Origin of the sequence: Spiroplasma endosymbiont of Melieria omissa, assembly GCF_964031175.1 — a bacterium.
GTDB lineage: Bacteria > Bacillota_I > Bacilli_A > Mycoplasmatales > VBWQ01 > Spiroplasma_E > Spiroplasma_E ixodetis_A.
This window is the reverse complement of record NZ_OZ035012.1, coordinates 888,750-908,298: the sequence shown is the minus strand read 5'-3', so window position 1 is coordinate 908,298 and position 19,549 is coordinate 888,750. Positions and strand designations below refer to the sequence as shown.

Sequence of the window (19,549 nt, the reverse complement as noted above, 5' to 3'; positions counted from 1 at the left end):
AAAATTACATCAAAATTAAAATGGAAATAATTACAGAATTAAAAAAAATACTATATATTTAACATAAAATTGTGAGAAATCTGATTTTAATCTAAAAATATGATTTATAAAAATAATTCAATTTAGAAAAATACAAATCAAATATTTATACATTTTTTTAATTTTCTTCATCTATTTTTAAAACAGCACGAAATGCTTCTGGTGGTAATTCAACATTACCAATCGATTTCATTTTTTTCTTTCCTTCTTTTTGTTTTTCTAAAAGTTTTCTTTTTCTTGTAATATCACCACCATAACATTTAGCAATAACATCTTTTCTAACTGCTTGCACAGTTTGACGAGCAATAATTTTATTATTAATAGCAGCCTGAATAGCAACTTCAAAATTTTGTTTCGGAATTAATTTTTTTAATTTTTCACATAAAACACGCCCACGATCATAAGCAAAATCCTTATGAACAATAACAGATAATGCATCAACAATATTACCTGCTAATAAAATATCCATTTTCACTAATTTACTCTCCTGATAACCAATTAACTCATAATCTAATGAAGCATAACCTTTTGATATTGATTTTAATTTATCAAAAAAATCAATGACAATTTCATTCAGTGGCATATTATAAATAAGAGTTCTTCGTAAATTATCAGCATATTTTAGATCTAAATAAGTTCCGCGTTTATCCTGACATAATTGCATCAATGCACCAACATATTGTTCTGGTGTCATTATTGTTACTTGTACAAATGGTTCTTCTACACTTTTAATTGTCTGCACAGTTGGTCATTTTGCTGGATTATCAATTATTAACTTTTCACCATTAGTTAAATTTACTTCATAAATTACAGAAGGGGCTGTTGAAATTAAAACTAAATTATATTCACGCTCTAAACGCTCTTGAATAACATCCATATGTAATAACCCTAAAAAACCACAACGAAAACCAAAACCTAATGCTTGTGATGTTTCAGCAGTAAAAATTAATGAGGCATCCGATAATTGAATTTTATATAATGCATCCTTTAATTCTTGATATTTATTAGTATCAATTGGATATAAACCACAATAAACCATTGGTTTTAAAGTTTTATAACCTGGTAATGGTGCATCAGCAGGATTAATAACACTAGTAATCGTATCACCAACATGAATATCACTAATTATTTTAATTGCACCACTAATTCAACCAACTTCACCAGCTGTTAACATTTCTCTCTTTTCTTCTTTTGGTGTGCGTACTCCTAATTCAGTAATTTCATATTCAGCACCAGTTGACATCATTCTTACTTTATCACCAACTTTAATTACACCAGTTTTGATTCTAATAAATGCCATCACTCCACGATATTTATCATATAATGAATCAAAAATTAAAGCACGTAATGGTTCATTATCGTCAGCATCAATTGGATAAGGAATATATTTAATAACCGCTTCTAAAACATCGCGAATATTAATACCTGTTTTTGCAGAAATTAAAGGCGCATAATCAGCAGGTAAACCCAATACTTTTTCAATTTCTTCTTTAACTTTTTCTGGTTCAGCACTTGGTAAATCTATTTTATTAATAACAGGAATAATTTCTAAGTCATTATCTAATGCTAAATATACATTTGCTAAAGTTTGTGCTTCAATACCCTGAGCAGCATCAACTACTAAAATGGCACCCTCACATGCTGCTAAACTACGCGATACTTCATAAGTAAAGTCAACATGACCAGGAGTATCAATTAAGTGAAGCAAATAAGTATGACCATCTAATGATTGATATTTAAGTTGTACACTATTTAGTTTAATTGTAATGCCACGTTCACGTTCTAAATCCAGTGAATCTAACAATTGATTTTTCATTTCCCTTTTTGAAACAGCATTAGTTAATTCTAAAATACGATCAGCCAAAGTTGATTTACCATGATCAATATGGGCAATAATTGAAAAATTTCTAATGTATTTTTTATCGATACTCATAATATTATTTATTCACCTATCTTTTGCTTATAAACTATTTACTATGTTTTAGTATATCAAAGTTTAAATAAAATTAAATCGAAAGTTGCAGATAATCTTATAAATGTGGAATGGCAACTGGAATGGCAATACTTTTTAGGACTATTTTTTGGTAGACATTTGTTTTTGATAATTAACTGGAGTTAAGTAGTTTAAAGTGCTGTGGATTCTTATGTTGTTGTATCAATTGATGTAATCAAATAATTCTAATTTTAATTGGATTAATGATCTAAAATTTTTATCATTAATAAATTCAGTTTTGAAAGTTTTAAAAGTTGCTTCAGCAACAGCATTGTCATAAGGACAACCTTTTTTGCTTAAAGAGCGAGTAATATTGAATGCTAGTAAAAGTTTATCAATAATTTTATTATTAAATTCATTACCACAATCACTATGAAATATTTGAATATCTTTTAAACAGCGATTTGATTGCATAAATGCTTGATGTACTAATAAGGCATCTTTTCTAGTACCTACACTATGTCCAATAATTTCGCGGTTAAATAGGTCAATTAATAAGCAAATATAGTTTCATTTACCATTAACTTGAACATAAGTTAAATCACTGACAATAACTTCATTTTTAAGCCTATTATTAAAGTTTCTATTCACAAGATTAGTGATTTTTTCATCATTTACTTTGTTATTATGATTTTTGAATGATAATTTAGTGTATTTTGATATTAAATTATGCTTATTCATAATTTCTTTAATTTTTCGTCTTGATAAATAAATTTCTTGGTTTTCTAATATTACTTTTAATCTTCTTGTTCCATAAACACATTTATTTTCTTTAAAAGCACTAATAATAGCTTCATCATAAATATTATTTTGAATTTTATTTTCTTTTTTCTTTAAATTAAAATAATATGTTGATTTAGAAATTTTTAAAAAATGACACATTGTGCGAATTTTATATTTAAACTTATTGTTTGTAATAATTTCTATTTTCTGCCTATTATTAGTGCTGCTTGCTTTAAAATATCATTTTCCATTCGTAATTGTTTTAATTCTTTTCTTAATTTAATTAATTCATTTTCTTCAACAGAACGATTATCTTTAGCTATAATATTTTAATCTAAAAATTAAATACACTAATCAATAAATAAAAGATAGTTTAATTAATCAAATTATCTTTTTTTATTTTTATTGTATATTCATTTTTTCAATTATAGACTTAAATTAAGATTTACTTATAATAATTATTTTAAAAAGACTAAAACTACTCATTAGTTTAGTTTATACACACTTAAATTTTATAAAAACTGAATTAATTAAAATTATTTTATATTTTTTATCAAAATGAATTCAAAATTAAAAAAACAACAAATGATATTTTTAGTAAATCTTAATACTAAAAAATAAATATTTCTAAAAAAATAATGAAAAAATACATAGGAGGCAAATAAACATGCGTTGATATAACTTAACGTGTGCTACACTTTTAAGTTCATTATCTTTATTAACTATTAATTCAAAGCATTGTTATTTAAATAAAGAAGAACAAGCTATAGAACAAGTTGATAATTTATACGTTATTGGTGATAGTTTATCAGATAATGGTGCACTTGTTGGAGCTGGAACACAATTTTTTAAAGGTAATAAAATCCTTCCAAAAATTCAAGAAATTAAAATGGAGGAACCTTATCATAATAATCAGTTTTGTAATGGTCCAAATGCAGTTAGTATTGTAGCAAATTATTTTCATAAACCTTTAACACCGGCATGGAAATTTCAAAAAATACCATTTGTTGGCAAAACTTATCAACAAATTGGCTAAAATTATGCTGTTAGTGCTGCTAGATTAGGATATAGTATTTATCCAGGTGGATTTTTTGTTAGTAAATTTTCAGCACAAGCACAAGTTACTTCTCTACTTTCACAACATAAAAATATTAATGATCATGATTGAGTACTATATGTAATGGGGGCTAATGATCTTTTAGCAGTAATGCAAGATACAACTTCTCCTTTCTTAACATGAAAACTTTATTTAGATTTTGCAATCCTTAATGAAAAAATATCACTAATGCGACTACTTAAACATCATGTAGCGAATATTGTTGTTACTGATGTTCCAGATATTAGTGAAACTCCTGCTTATAATAATGATCCTATCCTAGAAACAAAAGCAGCAGCAGCTTTTAAATATTTTCATTCACAATGAAAAGCAATGATAAAAACTTTAAAAGAAGATTACCCAAAACAAATTAATGATTTTGAACTTTCATCAGTTGTTAAACAAACATTAAATGATTTAGGTAAAAGGGGAATGAATATTAAAGAAGGAGCTAGTGATATTAGTTTTTATGAATCATTTTTAAAAGATGGGATTTTACAACCCAAATTAAATCCGGGTGTAACTTTAGATACAGTTAATAACTACTTTTTTGTCGATACTGTTCATCCAACTGAAATACCATCAAAAGTAATTGGTATGCAGTTAGCTCATTTTATTACTAATAAAATTAAACAAAATTTAAATGATTAACAAAAAAATAAAAAATAACAAATAGGAGGTACAAATTATATGTATAAAAGCAATGGAAATTATGAAGCATTTGCACAAACTAAACCAACACAAGAAATAGCAGATAAAAAAGCATTTTTAGTAGGAGCAGGATTAGCTTCTTTAGCCGCTGCTACATTTTTAATCAGAGATGCAAAAATGAATCCAGAAAATATCTGGATGGGTTAGAACCTGTTTAGGATCTTTTTTGATTAATTTTTAATAAAATTTATATTATAATGGTTATTTTATAATAAAAAATAGATTTTTAGTCGATAAGTTTTCAAATGATAAAATCTTTTTAACAAAAAAATGAAAAAGAAAATAAATTATTGGTTAAGTACCTATTTATAAATGATTATTTCTTGTTTTAGTTAAATTCTATTAAAAAGATTCTAAACAGGTTCTTACACTTTATTGGACACTAATTACGTAGACAAGTGAACAAATTAGTTGAAAGAAAGGAACTATAATTATGGCCAATATTAATTCATATACCGATGAATTTAAAAAACAAATAGTAGCTTTATATCAAAGCGGCAAATCAGTATCTTACCTTGCTAAAGAATATAATGTTACAAGAGCAGCTACTTATAATTGAATTAAGCAATTTACTAATTCAGGTAGTTTTAAAGCTAAAGATAATCGTTCTGTTGAAGAAAATGAATTAATTAAATTAAGAAAAGAATTAAAACAATTACGAATGGAAAATGATATTTTAAAGCAAGCAGCACTAATAATAGGCAGAAAATAGAAATTATTACAAACAATAAGTTTAAATATAAAATTCGCACAATGTGTCATTTTTTAAAAATTTCTAAATCAACATATTATTTTAATTTAAAGAAAAAAGAAAATAAAATTCAAAATAATATTTATGATGAAGCTATTATTAGTGCTTTTAAAGAAAATAAATGTGTTTATGGAACAAGAAGATTAAAAGTAATATTAGAAAACCAAGAAATTTATTTATCAAGACGAAAAATTAAAGAAATTATGAATAAGCATAATTTAATATCAAAATACACTAAATTATCATTCAAAAATCATAATAACAAAGTAAATGATGAAAAAATCACTAATCTTGTGAATAGAAACTTTAATAATAGGCTTAAAAATGAAGTTATTGTCAGTGATTTAACTTATGTTCAAGTTAATGGTAAATGAAACTATATTTGCTTATTAATTGACCTATTTAACCGCGAAATTATTGGACATAGTGTAGGTACTAGAAAAGATGCCTTATTAGTACATCAAGCATTTATGCAATCAAATCGCTGTTTAAAAGATATTCAAATATTTCATAGTGATTGTGGTAATGAATTTAATAATAAAATTATTGATAAACTTTTACTAGCATTCAATATTACTCGCTCTTTAAGCAAAAAAGGTTGTCCTTAGAACCTGTTTAGAATCTTTTAGAAATAAAGTAAAATGATTATATATTTTAAAATAAGAGGTATATATGATGAAAAATTATCCTAGTAATATTAGTAAAGAACAATTCGAAAACATAAGAACAATTTTAGAAAATAGCAAAAAGAAAACAAAACCAAGAAGTTTAGATTTATATGAAGTATTTTGTGCAATTTTATATGTCCTGAATTGTAAATATAAATGGGACATTTTTTTAAAATAATTGTATTAAATCTATTGGTCTTTTATAAGAGAGTGATTTTCTTGGTGTAGAATTAATTTGAAATGCTATTTGATTCAATGATTTTTGATTAAAATTAGATAAATCAATGGATTTTGGTAAATATCTTCTTAAAATACCATTATTATTTTCATTTAAACCCCTTTGACAAGGTTTACCAGGATCTGCAAAATAAATTTTGACATTACAAATTTTTTCGATTAATCTTCATTTACTAAATTCTTTGCCACGATCAAAAGTAATGGTTTTAACTGTTCCTTTTTGTAATTTTGAAATAAATTTTATTATATTTTTCATAATATTTTCTGATTTATTATTTTTAGTTGCTAAAGGAATTGTGGTTTTTGATCATATATCAGCCAAAGTAATAATAGAACTTTTATGATCTTTACCAATGATAGTATCACCTTCTAAATGACCAAATTCTTGTATATTTTTAATATTAGGAATGATTAAATTTCTTTCATGAATAGACTTACAATTATTAATTCTGCCCCTAGTTTCTTTTTGTTTGTGAGATTTATTTTTTCCTTTTCTCAACAATTTATTTTCATCAAAACCCATTCGATTTGTTTTAAACATGTTATATAAGGTTTTTGTTGAAATACTTTTTATTTTATTTTCCTTTAAAAAATTAGCAATTATATCAAGAGCATAATTTTTAGTAATTAACAAATTATTAATAGTATTAATTTCTATTAAATTTAAAATTTGGATGGGTGGATGGGTTACACTTTATTGGACACTAATTACGTAGACAAGTGAACAAATTAGTTGAAAGAAAGGAACTATAATTATGGCCAATAAAGTGTAACCCATCCAGAAATTACAAAATAAATTTTGTTAATAAACACATTTAAATTGTATTATTTTATAATGTTTGTTAGTATTTTATTAGCAAATTATTAAAAAGGATTAAAATTAAAACTTATGGAAAATATAGAAGATTTATTAAATCAAACATTTGTATACGATACTATTCAAGACTTAGAAGACAAAAATAAATATTTATTAGAAAAAATTGAAACGTTTAAAAAAGGTATCAAAAATATTTTGAACGATTTATATCAATCAAATTATGAATTAAAATCAAAAAATAAATTTATTGAAGAAGTATTACATTTAGAAAGTTTATCATTAGAAAATGATAATCAATATGAAAATATAGAAGATTTATTAAATCAAACATTTGTATACGATACTATTCAAGACTTAGAAGACAAAAATAAATATTTATTAGAAAAAATTGAAACGTTTAAAAAAGGTATCAAAAATCTTTTAAAAAATTGAAAAAAAGTAAATTATGATTTAGAAATGAAAAACAAATTAACTCAAGTCTTTGAAAAATTACAAAATTCATTATCATCTTTAAAAGATGATTCTAATGATAATAAATATGAAGAATTAGAAAATTTAAAGCAAGAAAATCATCGACTAAGTCAAAATTTAATACTTAAAGAAAAAGAATTAGAAAATTTTGAAATTGATAATAAAAATTATGAAAAACAAATTAATGATTTAAATAAAGCAAAAAAAGATTTAACAGATGAAATTCAATCTTTAAAAGAAACTGAAATAAGTAATGAAAAACAAATTAATGATTTAAATAAAGCAAAACAAGATTTAACTGAACAATTAAATAAAGTTAATCAAGAAAAAGAAACTTTAACTGATGAACTAGCTTTATCACAACAACAGTTAAAAACAGTTACTAAAGCAAAACAAGATTTAACAGATGAAATTCAATCTTTAAAAGAAACTGAAATAAGTAATGAAAAACAAATTAATGATTTAAATAAAGCAAAACAAGATTTAACTGAACAATTAAATAAAGTTAATCAAGAAAAAGAAACTTTAACTGATGAACTAGCTTTATCACAACAACAGTTAAAAACAGTTACTAAAGCAAAAGAAGATTTAACAGATGAAATTCAATCTTTAAAAGAAACTGAAATAAGTAATGAAAAACAAATTAATGATTTAAATAAAGCAAAACAAGATTTAACTGAACAATTAAATAAAGTTAATCAAGAAAAAGAAACTTTAACTGATGAACTAGCTTTATCACAACAACAGTTAAAAACAGTTACTAAAGCAAAACAAGATTTAACAGATGAAATTCAATCTTTAAAAGAAACTGAAATAAGTAATGAAAAACAAATTAATGATTTAAATAAAGCAAAACAAGATTTAACTGAACAATTAAATAAAGTTAATCAAGAAAAAGAAACTTTAACTGATGAACTAGCTTTATCACAACAACAGTTAAAAACAGTTACTAAAGCAAAACAAGATTTAACAGATGAAATTCAATCTTTAAAAGAAACTGAAATAAGTAATGAAAAACAAATTAATGATTTAAATAAAGCAAAACAAGATTTAACTGAACAATTAAATAAAGTTAATCAAGAAAAAGAAACTTTAACTGATGAACTAGCTTTATCACAACAACAGTTAAAAACAGTTACTAAAGCAAAACAAGATTTAACAGATGAAATTCAATCTTTAAAAGAAACTGAAATAAGTAATGAAAAACAAATTAATGATTTAAATAAAGCAAAAGAAGATTTAACTGAACAATTAAATAAAGTTAATCAAGAAAAAGAAACTTTAACTGATGAACTAGCTTTATCACAACAACAGTTAAAAACAGTTACTAAAGCAAAACAAGATTTAACAGATGAAATTCAATCTTTAAAAGAAACTGAAATAAGTAATGAAAAACAAATTAATGATTTAAATAAAGCAAAAGAAGATTTAACAGATGAAATTCAATCTTTAAAAGAAACTGAAATAAGTAATGAAAAACAAATTAATGATTTAAATAAAGCAAAACAAGATTTAACTGAACAATTAAATAAAGTTAATCAAGAAAAAGAAACTTTAACTGATGAACTAGCTTTATCACAACAACAGTTAAAAATAGTTACTAAAGCAAAACAAGATTTAACAGATGAAATTCAATCTTTAAAAGAAACTGAAATAAGTAATGAAAAACAAATTAATGATTTAAATAAAGCAAAACAAGATTTAACTGAACAATTAAATAAAGTTAATCAAGAAAAAGAAACTTTAACTGATGAACTAGCTTTATCACAACAACAGTTAAAAACAGTTACTAAAGCAAAACAAGATTTAACTGAACAATTAAATAAAGTTAATCAAGAAAAAGAAACTTTAACTGATGAACTAGCTTTATCACAACAACAGTTAAAAACAGTTACTAAAGCAAAACAAGATTTAACAGATACACTAGAAGAATCACTTTTGATTAAAAATTCAGACTATTATCAAAAATTAAAATATATTTCAGAACCAATTATCATTTCAAAACATAAAGATAACAATTGAAATATTGAAACATTACCTAATATTAAAGATGAAAAAATAGAAAAAACAATATTATTAAATATTGAAGAAAATAAAATTTTAAATAATCTTATTGAACAAAAAAATAACATTACGATCATTTTTTGCAAAAAAACTAAAAAATTTAAAGAAGCTTTTTTCATTGATAAATATCAAAATAAAATATTCATCAATATTGAAAATGAACAGCAAAAAATCTTAGAAAAATTAAATTATAAAATAAGAACCGAAATGGCAAGTTCATTAACTCAAAGTGATATTAATAAAATCAATAATTTTAATAATCAAAAAGAACCAAAAAAATCACCTTGTTTAACTAAAGAAGAATTAAAAAAATATCAAAATCAAGGAGCGGTTCCTAAGCATTATAAACTTGTTTAATATCTAAAAATTTTTGAGGCTTTTATGTAATCTGTGTATCTTTGTTTTACAAAGTTACGAGGCTTTTATGTAATCTGTGTATCTTTGTTTTACAAAGTTACTAGTTCAGATTAATTCTATCTTCAAATTTTATCATAAAATGAGCAATTGCTGTATTTCAATTTTGAATGGGCATTGTTCATTTTTTTGTTATATTTTCAATTGCTAAGTAAAATATTTTGAAAACTGCCATATCATTAGGAAAAACTTTTTTATTTCTGATAACTTTTCGTAATTGACTATTAACAGATTCAATAGCATTTGTAGTATAAATCACTCTTTTAATTTCTGGTGGATAACTAATAAAAACCATTAAATTATCTCAATTTTTATATCAAGATTTAGTAATTTGCGGATATTGTTTATTTCATTTACTTTCAAATGATTCTAAAGCTTGCATTGCTTGTTCTTCACTACATGCACTATAAATTGGTTTTAAATCTGCAACTAAGGTTTTTCGATGTTTGTATGAAACATATTTTAAACTATTTCTAATTGAGGCTTTTATGTAATCTGTGTATCTTTGTTTTACAAAGTTACTAGTTCAGATTAATTCTATCTTCAAATTTTATCATAAAATGAGCAATTGCTGTATTTCAATTTTGAATGGGCATTGTTCATTTTTTTGTTATATTTTCAATTGCTAAGTAAAATATTTTGAAAACTGCCATATCATTAGGAAAAACTTTTTTATTTCTGATAACTTTTCGTAATTGACTATTAACAGATTCAATAGCATTTGTAGTATAAATCACTCTTTTAATTTCTGGTGGATAACTAATAAAAACCATTAAATTATCTCAATTTTTATATCAAGATTTAGTAATTTGCGGATATTGTTTATTTCATTTACTTTCAAATGATTCTAAAGCTTGCATTGCTTGTTCTTCACTACATGCACTATAAATTGGTTTTAAATCTGCAACTAAGGTTTTTCGATGTTTGTATGAAACATATTTTAAACTATTTCTAATTTGATGAACTATGCATAATTGATGTTCAGTTTTAGGATAAACTGCTTGTATTGCTTCTGACATGCCTGTTAAATTATCACTACAAGCAATCAAAATATCATTTAAGCCTCGATTTTTCATTTCTGTAAAATTAGCTAGTCAAAATTTAGAACCTTCATTTTCACTAATTCATAAACCTAAAACATCTTTTTTGCCTTCTAAATCCACTCCTAATGCTATATAAACTGATTTGTTAATAATGCGTTTATCTTGCCGTACTTTAACTACTATACAATCAAAATAAACAATAGAATAAATACTTTCTAATGGTCGATTTTGCCACGCCTTGACATCATCTATCACATCATCAGTAATTTGACTAATAACACTTTCACTAATATCTGCACCATGATATAACTCTTGCAACTGCATTCGAGGCTTTTATGTAATCTGTGTATCTTTGTTTTACAAAGTTACTAGTTCAGATTAATTCTATCTTCAAATTTTATCATAAAATGAGCAATTGCTGTATTTCAATTTTGAATGGGCATTGTTCATTTTTTTGTTATATTTTCAATTGCTAAGTAAAATATTTTGAAAACTGCCATATCATTAGGAAAAACTTTTTTATTTCTGATAACTTTTCGTAATTGACTATTAACAGATTCAATAGCATTTGTAGTATAAATCACTCTTTTAATTTCTGGTGGATAACTAATAAAAACCATTAAATTATCTCAATTTTTATATCAAGATTTAGTAATTTGCGGATATTGTTTATTTCATTTACTTTCAAATGATTCTAAAGCTTGCATTGCTTGTTCTTCACTACATGCACTATAAATTGGTTTTAAATCTGCAACTAAGGTTTTTCGATGTTTGTATGAAACATATTTTAAACTATTTCTAATTTGATGAACTATGCATAATTGATGTTCAGTTTTAGGATAAACTGCTTGTATTGCTTCTGACATGCCTGTTAAATTATCACTACAAGCAATCAAAATATCATTTAAGCCTCGATTTTTCATTTCTGTAAAATTAGCTAGTCAAAATTTAGAACCTTCATTTTCACTAATTCATAAACCTAAAACATCTTTTTTGCCTTCTAAATCCACTCCTAATGCTATATAAACTGATTTGTTAATAATGCGTTTATCTTGCCGTACTTTAACTACTATACAATCAAAATAAACAATAGAATAAATACTTTCTAATGGTCGATTTTGCCACGCCTTGACATCATCTATCACATCATCAGTAATTTGACTAATAACACTTTCACTAATATCTGCACCATGATATAACTCTTGCAACTGCATTCTAATATCTGATAAAGTCATTCCTTTGGCATATAGTGAAAGAACTTGTTGATCAAAGCCATCAAATCTTCTCTGTCTTTTTGCAACTATTACAGGAGTAAAATCACTATTACGATCTCTTGGTACATTAATTTCAATTTTACCTTGTTGAGTTATTAATTTTTTTGAACTTATACCATTACGAGCATTTTCACTATTACTATGTTGATTTTTTTCATACCCTAAATAATTTTGCATTTCAGAATTTAACATCTTTTCTACTAATCTTTTTGTTAATTCTTTATATAATCCTCCTTCTTTAAATACTGTTGTTAAATCTTCAGTATTTTCTAGTAATAAATCTACTGCTTTTGATATTGGATCATTATTATTAATACTTTGTTTTTTAGCCATCTGTAACTCACTCTTTCTAGTCATTTAATTATATTTACTAGAATTAATTAAACATAGTTATTTTTGTAAGTTACACAGATTACTAAACATTACCATATTATTTTAGAAAAAATAAAAAATGTAATTGTAAAATTAGTTTTGAAAAAAAATATCAAGATTATTTCTTTGAGTTCTGAAAATAACCATTTAAAAAAAAGTAAAAAAGACTTAAATAACAAATTAATGCAAAGCAAAAATATAAACAATCATTATGCAAATGAATTAGATGAAGCATATGATAACATTGATTCTTTAAAAATAAATAAACAAAATCTTGCTCCTATTTCTAGTCCGACATTTTTAAAAATTCTTAGCAACCTAGAAGATAACGAATTTGATGTTACTAATAATCAAATTTTAGAAAACTTTATATCTCCAAATGGTAATATATTAGATTTATCTTCATCAGAAGTTTTATCAAATCTTATATCTCCAAATGGTAATATATTAGATTTATCTTCATCAGAAGTTTTATCAAATTCTCCAATAAGCATCAAAGACATAATAACACCTTGTCTTGAAGCAAACGATTTTAAATCACCACAAATGTAAAGAGATTACATTTGCAATAGCTTTAGAACCTGTTTAAAATCTTTTAGAAATAAAGTAAAATGATTATATATTTTAAAATAAGAGGTATATATGATGAAAAATTATCCTAGTAATATTAGTAAAGAACAATTCGAAAACATAAGAACAATTTTAGAAAATAGCAAAAAGAAAACAAAACCAAGAAGTTTAGATTTATATGAAGTATTTTGTGCAATTTTATATGTATTAAAAAGTGGTTGTCAATGAAGAATGCTACCAAAAAATTTTCCAAAATGACAAACTGTATATTATTATTTTCAAATTTGAAGTAAAAATAATGATAAAGAACCTAGTGTATTGCAATTAATTTTAAAAAAAATTGGTTAAAAAAGTTGGTATCAACAATAATCGCAAAGAACAAACTAGTTTTTGTATAATTGATTCACAAAGTGTTAAAAATACAGATACTACTGAAAATAAAGGTTATGATGCTGGTAAAAAGATTTCAGGAATAAAACGTCATATTGCTGTTGATTCTCAAGGGTAGAAAGGGTCACCCCTAAGTTGCAATAATTATACTCTAATGAAAAAGTAATTGAAACACTTTTTCTGGGGTATTTTTTATTATTGTATGAAATCTTGTGTTATTGTATTTTCAAATAGCATGATTCATATGTAATAAAAATACATTTTTATTTTTGAATTTTTGTCTTTTAAAATAAACAACTTTTAAAGTTTTAAAGTATTTAAAAATTAGAAAATATATTATAAGTTAAGTTTAATTTTAAAATATATTATATAATATAAATATAATTTTAATAGGAGGTAATATTTATGAAAATTATTACAGTGGCAGCTCTTAAAGGAGGTGTTGGTAAAACCAATTTTGTTTTTAATCTTTCAACTGTCTTATCTTTAAAAAAACAAAAGATTTTACTTATTGATTTAGATCCACAAGGAAATTTAAGTAGATATTTTAAAATTTCAACACAAGAATCTAAATCTAAAAAGTTATTTTTACAAAATATTAAAATGTTAAATGATGAAATAATAGTTTCTTGAAATTATAAAGACATCAACATTGACATCATTCCAACTAATATTTCAATGACAACTCTTGAAAAAGAATTAATTGGACGTTCGGCGGTGGATTCAATTTTACAAAGAACATTTATTAAAAATTTAGATTTTTTTAAAAAATATGATTATATAATTATTGATACAAGTCCTAGTCTAAATTTAATCAATAGAAATGCTTTATTAATAAGTGATGAAATAATTTTAATTAGTGATAATTCAATTTTTAGTTTGGATGCTATAAATATGTTATTTTCAAATTGAAGTGCTATTTGTGAAGATTTAGGTATTAAAAATAATATTAATACTATTGTTTTAAATAATTTTGATCATTATAAAATTTCAAAAGATTTTACTGAATATATTACTAATAGTAGTTTTAAAAATAAAATTTTAAAAACAAAAATTCCACGTAAACAAATTCTTAAAAAATCAGAGTTTACAGGAATTCCCTCTATTTTACTAGGAAAGATTGAAAACCATATTTATAATAATTTATTTAATGAATTAAAAGATAAGGAGATAATTTAATGAAAAATGCAAATAATTCTAATTTACTTTTTAATTATGATGCAGAAGGTACTATCCCTAGCATAGATATAATTAAAAATGTGGATGTTAAATCTAAAAATAAAGTTGAAAAGTCAATTAAAAATAATTTTGAATTTCAAAATGATATCAATGAGTTTGCTGTTAAATTTCAAAAGAAAGATAAAATAAAAAAAGAATATAAAACTATTTATATAAAATCTGATTATGTAAAAAAAATTAAAAAATTAGCAAAAAGTACTAATCGTAGTTTTGCAGAAGTTATTGAATTATTAGTTGAAGAATTTGAAAAAAATGAACTAGTAACTTTATAATTTAAAATTTTTTTAGTTTAAGGAAGTAAACTTATTATTTTTAATAGTATTTGAACTAATCCTACATATTAACACCAATAATTAGTATAGCAAGAGATTATTAAAAAAGTATTGTAAATAAAAACCCCAACAGCTATGGTTGGGAATTGGGGAGCTACTCTCCCTTGCACAGTATTACCTGTACTAAACAAATTAATTATATAATCATTTTATAAAAATGTCAAATTTGAAAGTGGAAAATAGTGTAGATTAGACACACTTTTTGGACTAATAAAAGTTTTTATAACTTTATATTATTAGTTGAGGTGTAGTTTAAAATGAAATATTTAATTAATAGTGCTGATTTTACTAAATTTGATTATAAATTTAACAAATTTGTAGAAAAGTATAAAAATGATAAAAATATTAATAAAGTTAATATTTATTATCGTAAATTTAGAAAATTTTGTTTTATTTTTAAAAATAAAAATACTTGTAAAGAAATAATTTCTCAATTACATATGCCAAAGCAAACCTTTTATTATTGAGCTAAACGTTTTTATGATGTTTTTTACAGAAATAAACCTTTTGAAGAATTATTATTTAAGTCAACAAAACCTAAAAATATTAAATATTTCTATAAGTTGGAATTATCAGAAAAATTTATAAATTATTTTGTTCAGTATAAAGAAGAGTTTGGTATAGGTGCTTTTCAATTTTGTTATTTAATAAGGCATATTGATGATATTAGGTTTAATTTTTTGCCAAAACCCTCGGTTAAAACTATATATCGTTGATTAAAACGTTTTGGTTTTTGTTCACAAAAAGTTATTAAGAAAAAACATTTGAGATATGAAGTAAAAGAAACTGGATTATTACAAACTGATATTAAAGTAGTATCAGATTATATAACAGGAAGTAAAAGATGATATATTATTGATTTTATTGATGAAAAAACTCGAATTACTTATTGTTATCCATCTGAACAAGCACAAACCAGAGATATTGTAAATGCTACTAAAAATGCTTTAAATTTCTATGAAAAATTAGGAATTAAAATTAAAAGAATTAGAACTGATAATGGTAGTCAATATACTAATACATCTTGTGGAAAACCACAAAGGAATCGTTGATTTACAAATTTTTGTAATAAAAAAGGTATAGTTCATGAAACTACACCGTTTAGATCACCACAGAGTAATGGTAAGATTGAAAGATTTCACAGAAATTGAAGTAATTTATTTGAAATAAAACCATATTTAAATAGTGATTTTAGTTTATTTCAAAAATTAGTGAATTCTTTTCAAGAATATTATAACAATTCTAAACCACATAAATTATTAGGATTAATGACTCCTATGGATTATTTTGATAAACTTTTATTAGATAAAAAATAGTCCAAAATGTCTGTACTACCTTAGAACCTGTTTAGGATCTTTTTAATAGAATTTAACTAAAACAAGAAATAATCATTTATAAATAGGTACTTAACCAATAATTTATTTTCTTTTTCATTTTTTTGTTAAAAAGATTTTATCATTTGAAAACTTATCGACTAAAAATCTATTTTTTATTATAAAATAACCATTATAATATAAATTTTATTAAAAATTAATCAAAAAAGATCCTAAACAGGTTCTTATGACAATGCTGTTGCTGAAGCAACTTTTAAAACTTTCAAAACTGAATTTATTAATGATAAAAATTTTAGATCATTAATCCAATTAAAATTAGAATTATTTGATTACATCAATTGATACAACAACATAAGAATCCACAGCACTTTAAACTACTTAACTCCAGTTAATTATCAAAAACAAATGTCTACCAAAAAATAGTCCTAAAAAGTGTTGCCATTCCAGTTTAGAAATTCATAAAATTAATATTATTAATTTTAACTTCAAGATTAAATATAATGTTATAATATTTTTATGTATTATTAAATTATACAAAAGAAAGAGGAATTAACTTATTATGAGTACAATTATTAAAAATGAAGAAAATGAATCAAATGTTCAACAATTTCAAGTTGGTGACATTATTACCGTAACTCCAACTGGAATAAAGGAATTTGGAGTTTTTTGTAAGTGTCCAAATGGATTTTCTGGTTTAATTCACATTAGTCGTATTACCCCTAAATTTGTTAAAAATGTTAGTGATTATTTTACAATTGGTACATCAGTTAAAGCAGAAATAACAGGTATTGATCATACTAAACAACAATTAAGTTTAAGTACAAAAGAACAAGGATTAGTTGCAAAGAATAATTCTTCAATTGAAGAAAATGGTAAAGGATTTGCACCAATAAGAGAAACTGTTGATAATTGATTTAAAAAAGAAGAAAATAATTAAAATACTATTTTTCTTCCAAATAATAAAAAATATTGCTATTAAATGGCAATATTTTTTATTTTTTTCTTGCAATCTAAAATTTTTACAACTATATTTTTATTATAAATATTAAATAGTATTATTACGAATTAATATTTTAATTTTAAATACTATAAGGAGGTTATAGAATAGTGATAAAAACTAATTTAAAGTTTACTAATTTAGATATGAAAGAATTATCAACTTTATATCAAGAAAAAGTAACAGCGATTAACGCTGAACTGGAAAGTAATGCTAAAAATGAAGATGGTTGATTAGGATGAATTAATTTTCCATTTGCATACCAAAAAGACATTACTTTTCAAGAGTCTTGAAAACGAATGAAAACTCTAGCATTGAAACTACAAAAAGAAATACAAGTTTTAGTAGTAATTGGTATTGGTGGATCATACTTAGGTGCTAGAGCAGGAATTGATATGGTGCAAGGTTTATTTAATAATACGGCTCCTGTTAAAGTAATTTATATCGGTAATACTATGAGTTCAACTTATGTTCACCAAGTTTTATCATATTTAAAAGATAAAGAATTTGCTATTAATGTTATTTCTAAATCAGGAACTACTACTGAACCAGCAATTGCCTTTCGTTTGTTAAAAGAACTATTAATTAAACAAAAGAAAAATAAGAATATTGTTAATAACAGAATTATCACTACTACTGATAAAACAAGAGGAGTACTCCATGATTTGGCAAAAGAAGAAGGATATGAAAGCTTTGTTATCCCCGATAATATCGGTGGTAGATACTCTGTTTTAACTCCTGTTGGTATTTTTCCGATGATGGTAGCAGGAATTAACTGTGAAGAAATTATTGCTGGTGCACAATTAGCAGCAAAAGAATGTAAAAGTGATAAAATTGATGTTAATGATGCCTATTTATATGCAGTTTCTCGCTATCATTTACATAAAACTAATAATAAAGCAGTTGAAATTTTAGTAAGCTATGAATTACAAATGCAAATGTTATGTGAATGATGAAAACAATTATTTGGTGAATCAGAAGGTAAGGATGGCAAAGGATTATTACCAGCTAGTGTTGTTTTTTCAACTGATTTACATTCAATGGGCCAATTTATTCAAGAAGGTTCAAAAATGTTTTTTGAAACAGTAATAAAAATCAAAAAACCTAATGAAGATATCAAAATTCCACTTGATAAAGAAAACAATGATCAATTAAACTATTTAACAAAACATTCTTTACATGAAATTAATAATATTGCCTTACAAGGAACTATTGAAGCTCATAGTGATGAAATAGTAGGAAAAACTCCAAATATTTTATTAGAATGGGATACAATGGATAGCAAAATGTTTGGTTATGCTAGTTATTTCTTTATGAAGGCTTGTGCTGTTAGTGCAAAATTATTGGGTGTTGACCCATTTAACCAACCTGGTGTTGAAGTATACAAAAAGAAAATGTTTACATTATTAGGTAAAAAATAATTTCCTAATAATAAATTTAATAAAACATTAAAATATAGTTATATAAAAACCATTCTGAAAAGAATGGTTTTTATATATAGCTAACTAAAGTAATATTTACTCATAAATAATGTAAAATAATAATATGTAATTTAAACAGTTTTTGAATTTAAAAGTACAATTCAGCAATAATTAAAATAGATTAGGAAGATTAAATTATGCCAAAACCATACAGTGAAGACTTACGAAGAAAAGTAATAGAAGCTTATGAAAGTAAAAATATGAAAATTAAAGAAATTTGTAAAGTGTTCAATATCACTAGAAAGACTTTATTTTTATGAAGAAAAAGAAAAAAAGAAACTGGGCATATAAAACCAATTTTGAATTATCAAAAAGGACATAGCCACAAAATAAAGGATTTAGATGAATTAAAAAATTATTTAGCAGAAAATAAAGATGTTACAGTTCAAAAAGTAATTGATAAATTTGGAAATATGACTAAAGAAACAGTTTATAACTATTTTAAAAAACTAAATTATACATATAAAAAAAACTTTTCTATATGAACAAAGAGATAAAAATAAACAAGAAGATTTTTTAAAAGAAATAGCTAA

At 23.7% G+C, this 19,549-nt stretch carries 15 protein-coding genes and 7 pseudogenes; 16 read left to right on the top strand and 6 right to left on the bottom strand.

Going from position 1 to position 19,549, the window contains the following annotated elements:
• Positions 1 to 157: 157 nt before the first annotated feature.
• Together lepA and ACQH26_RS06035 are read right to left on the bottom strand one after the other, a co-directional pair.
• Positions 158 to 1,966 carry a translation elongation factor 4 gene (gene lepA, locus ACQH26_RS06040; RefSeq protein WP_422397462.1) on the bottom strand — a complete coding sequence of 603 codons (1,809 nt, stop codon included), beginning with the start codon at positions 1,964 to 1,966 and terminating at the stop codon, positions 158 to 160.
• 147 nt (positions 1,967 to 2,113) lie between these two features.
• The gene (locus tag ACQH26_RS06035) at positions 2,114 to 3,013 is read right to left on the bottom strand and encodes an IS3 family transposase (protein ID WP_425383055.1); all 900 of its coding nucleotides are present in this window, start codon (positions 3,011 to 3,013) and stop codon (positions 2,114 to 2,116) included.
• Positions 3,014 to 3,422: 409 nt separating this feature from the next.
• On the opposite strand from ACQH26_RS06035, the gene ACQH26_RS06030 reads away from it, so the two are divergent.
• The 6 genes and pseudogenes from ACQH26_RS06030 to ACQH26_RS06005 all read left to right on the top strand — a co-directional run.
• The gene (locus ACQH26_RS06030; RefSeq protein ID WP_425381941.1) at positions 3,423 to 3,791 is read left to right on the top strand and encodes a hypothetical protein; all 369 of its coding nucleotides are present in this window, start codon (positions 3,423 to 3,425) and stop codon (positions 3,789 to 3,791) included.
• 144 nt (positions 3,792 to 3,935) lie between these two features.
• Positions 3,936 to 4,502, top strand: a complete 567-nt coding sequence (locus ACQH26_RS06025) for a hypothetical protein (RefSeq protein WP_425381940.1) — start codon at positions 3,936 to 3,938, stop codon at positions 4,500 to 4,502.
• 39 nt (positions 4,503 to 4,541) lie between these two features.
• A pseudogene (locus ACQH26_RS06020) lies at positions 4,542 to 4,697 on the top strand (oleate hydratase); the annotation flags it as partial.
• A gap of 298 nt (positions 4,698 to 4,995) precedes the next feature.
• Positions 4,996 to 5,274 carry a transposase gene (locus tag ACQH26_RS06015; RefSeq protein WP_425381925.1) on the top strand — a complete coding sequence of 93 codons (279 nt, stop codon included), beginning with the start codon at positions 4,996 to 4,998 and terminating at the stop codon, positions 5,272 to 5,274.
• A 41-nt stretch (positions 5,275 to 5,315) separates the two neighbouring features.
• Positions 5,316 to 5,921 (top strand): DDE-type integrase/transposase/recombinase, encoded by a 606-nt coding sequence (locus ACQH26_RS06010; protein ID WP_425381939.1) that lies wholly within the window; start codon positions 5,316 to 5,318, stop codon positions 5,919 to 5,921.
• 64 nt (positions 5,922 to 5,985) lie between these two features.
• Positions 5,986 to 6,141: pseudogene (locus ACQH26_RS06005) on the top strand (IS5/IS1182 family transposase); the annotation flags it as partial.
• 9 nt (positions 6,142 to 6,150) lie between these two features.
• Here the strand turns inward: ACQH26_RS06005 and ACQH26_RS06000 are convergent.
• Positions 6,151 to 6,888, bottom strand: a pseudogene (locus tag ACQH26_RS06000) (IS30 family transposase); the annotation flags it as partial.
• A gap of 219 nt (positions 6,889 to 7,107) precedes the next feature.
• Between ACQH26_RS06000 and ACQH26_RS05995 the strand changes: the two are divergent.
• Positions 7,108 to 9,927, top strand: a complete 2,820-nt coding sequence (locus ACQH26_RS05995) for a hypothetical protein (protein WP_425381938.1) — start codon at positions 7,108 to 7,110, stop codon at positions 9,925 to 9,927.
• Between the two features lie 100 nt (positions 9,928 to 10,027).
• Here the strand turns inward: ACQH26_RS05995 and ACQH26_RS05990 are convergent.
• The 3 genes and pseudogenes from ACQH26_RS05990 to ACQH26_RS05980 form a co-directional block, all read right to left on the bottom strand.
• Positions 10,028 to 10,468 (bottom strand): annotated as a pseudogene (locus ACQH26_RS05990) (transposase); the annotation flags it as partial.
• A 37-nt stretch (positions 10,469 to 10,505) separates the two neighbouring features.
• Positions 10,506 to 11,354: pseudogene (locus tag ACQH26_RS05985) on the bottom strand (IS256 family transposase); the annotation flags it as partial.
• A 41-nt stretch (positions 11,355 to 11,395) separates the two neighbouring features.
• The gene (locus ACQH26_RS05980; protein WP_425383069.1) at positions 11,396 to 12,634 is read right to left on the bottom strand and encodes an IS256 family transposase; all 1,239 of its coding nucleotides are present in this window, start codon (positions 12,632 to 12,634) and stop codon (positions 11,396 to 11,398) included.
• A 165-nt stretch (positions 12,635 to 12,799) separates the two neighbouring features.
• Between ACQH26_RS05980 and ACQH26_RS05975 the strand changes: the two genes are divergently transcribed.
• From ACQH26_RS05975 to ACQH26_RS05935, 9 genes and pseudogenes are all read left to right on the top strand, one after another.
• Positions 12,800 to 13,225, top strand: a complete 426-nt coding sequence (locus ACQH26_RS05975) for a hypothetical protein (RefSeq protein WP_425381937.1) — start codon at positions 12,800 to 12,802, stop codon at positions 13,223 to 13,225.
• Positions 13,226 to 13,315: 90 nt separating this feature from the next.
• Positions 13,316 to 13,748, top strand: a pseudogene (locus ACQH26_RS05970) (IS5 family transposase); the annotation flags it as partial.
• 290 nt (positions 13,749 to 14,038) lie between these two features.
• A complete protein-coding gene (locus ACQH26_RS05965; protein WP_425381936.1) occupies positions 14,039 to 14,812 on the top strand; it encodes a ParA family protein in 774 nt (257 codons plus the stop codon).
• Positions 14,812 to 15,144 carry a ribbon-helix-helix protein, CopG family gene (locus tag ACQH26_RS05960; protein ID WP_425381935.1) on the top strand — a complete coding sequence of 111 codons (333 nt, stop codon included), beginning with the start codon at positions 14,812 to 14,814 and terminating at the stop codon, positions 15,142 to 15,144. Before ACQH26_RS05965 ends, ACQH26_RS05960 begins: the two co-directional genes overlap by 1 nt.
• Before the next feature lie 317 nt (positions 15,145 to 15,461).
• Positions 15,462 to 16,520: a DDE-type integrase/transposase/recombinase gene (locus ACQH26_RS05955; RefSeq protein WP_425381934.1), complete on the top strand. Its 1,059-nt coding sequence runs from the start codon at positions 15,462 to 15,464 to the stop codon at positions 16,518 to 16,520.
• Positions 16,521 to 16,763: 243 nt separating this feature from the next.
• Positions 16,764 to 16,961 (top strand): annotated as a pseudogene (locus tag ACQH26_RS05950) (IS3 family transposase); the annotation flags it as partial.
• Positions 16,962 to 17,097: 136 nt separating this feature from the next.
• Positions 17,098 to 17,475 carry a S1 RNA-binding domain-containing protein gene (locus tag ACQH26_RS05945; protein ID WP_252318945.1) on the top strand — a complete coding sequence of 126 codons (378 nt, stop codon included), beginning with the start codon at positions 17,098 to 17,100 and terminating at the stop codon, positions 17,473 to 17,475.
• Between the two features lie 170 nt (positions 17,476 to 17,645).
• Positions 17,646 to 18,956: a glucose-6-phosphate isomerase gene (locus tag ACQH26_RS05940; protein WP_425381933.1), complete on the top strand. Its 1,311-nt coding sequence runs from the start codon at positions 17,646 to 17,648 to the stop codon at positions 18,954 to 18,956.
• A 197-nt stretch (positions 18,957 to 19,153) separates the two neighbouring features.
• Positions 19,154 to 19,513 carry a helix-turn-helix domain-containing protein gene (locus ACQH26_RS05935; RefSeq protein ID WP_425381863.1) on the top strand — a complete coding sequence of 120 codons (360 nt, stop codon included), beginning with the start codon at positions 19,154 to 19,156 and terminating at the stop codon, positions 19,511 to 19,513.
• Positions 19,514 to 19,549: the final 36 nt, after the last annotated feature.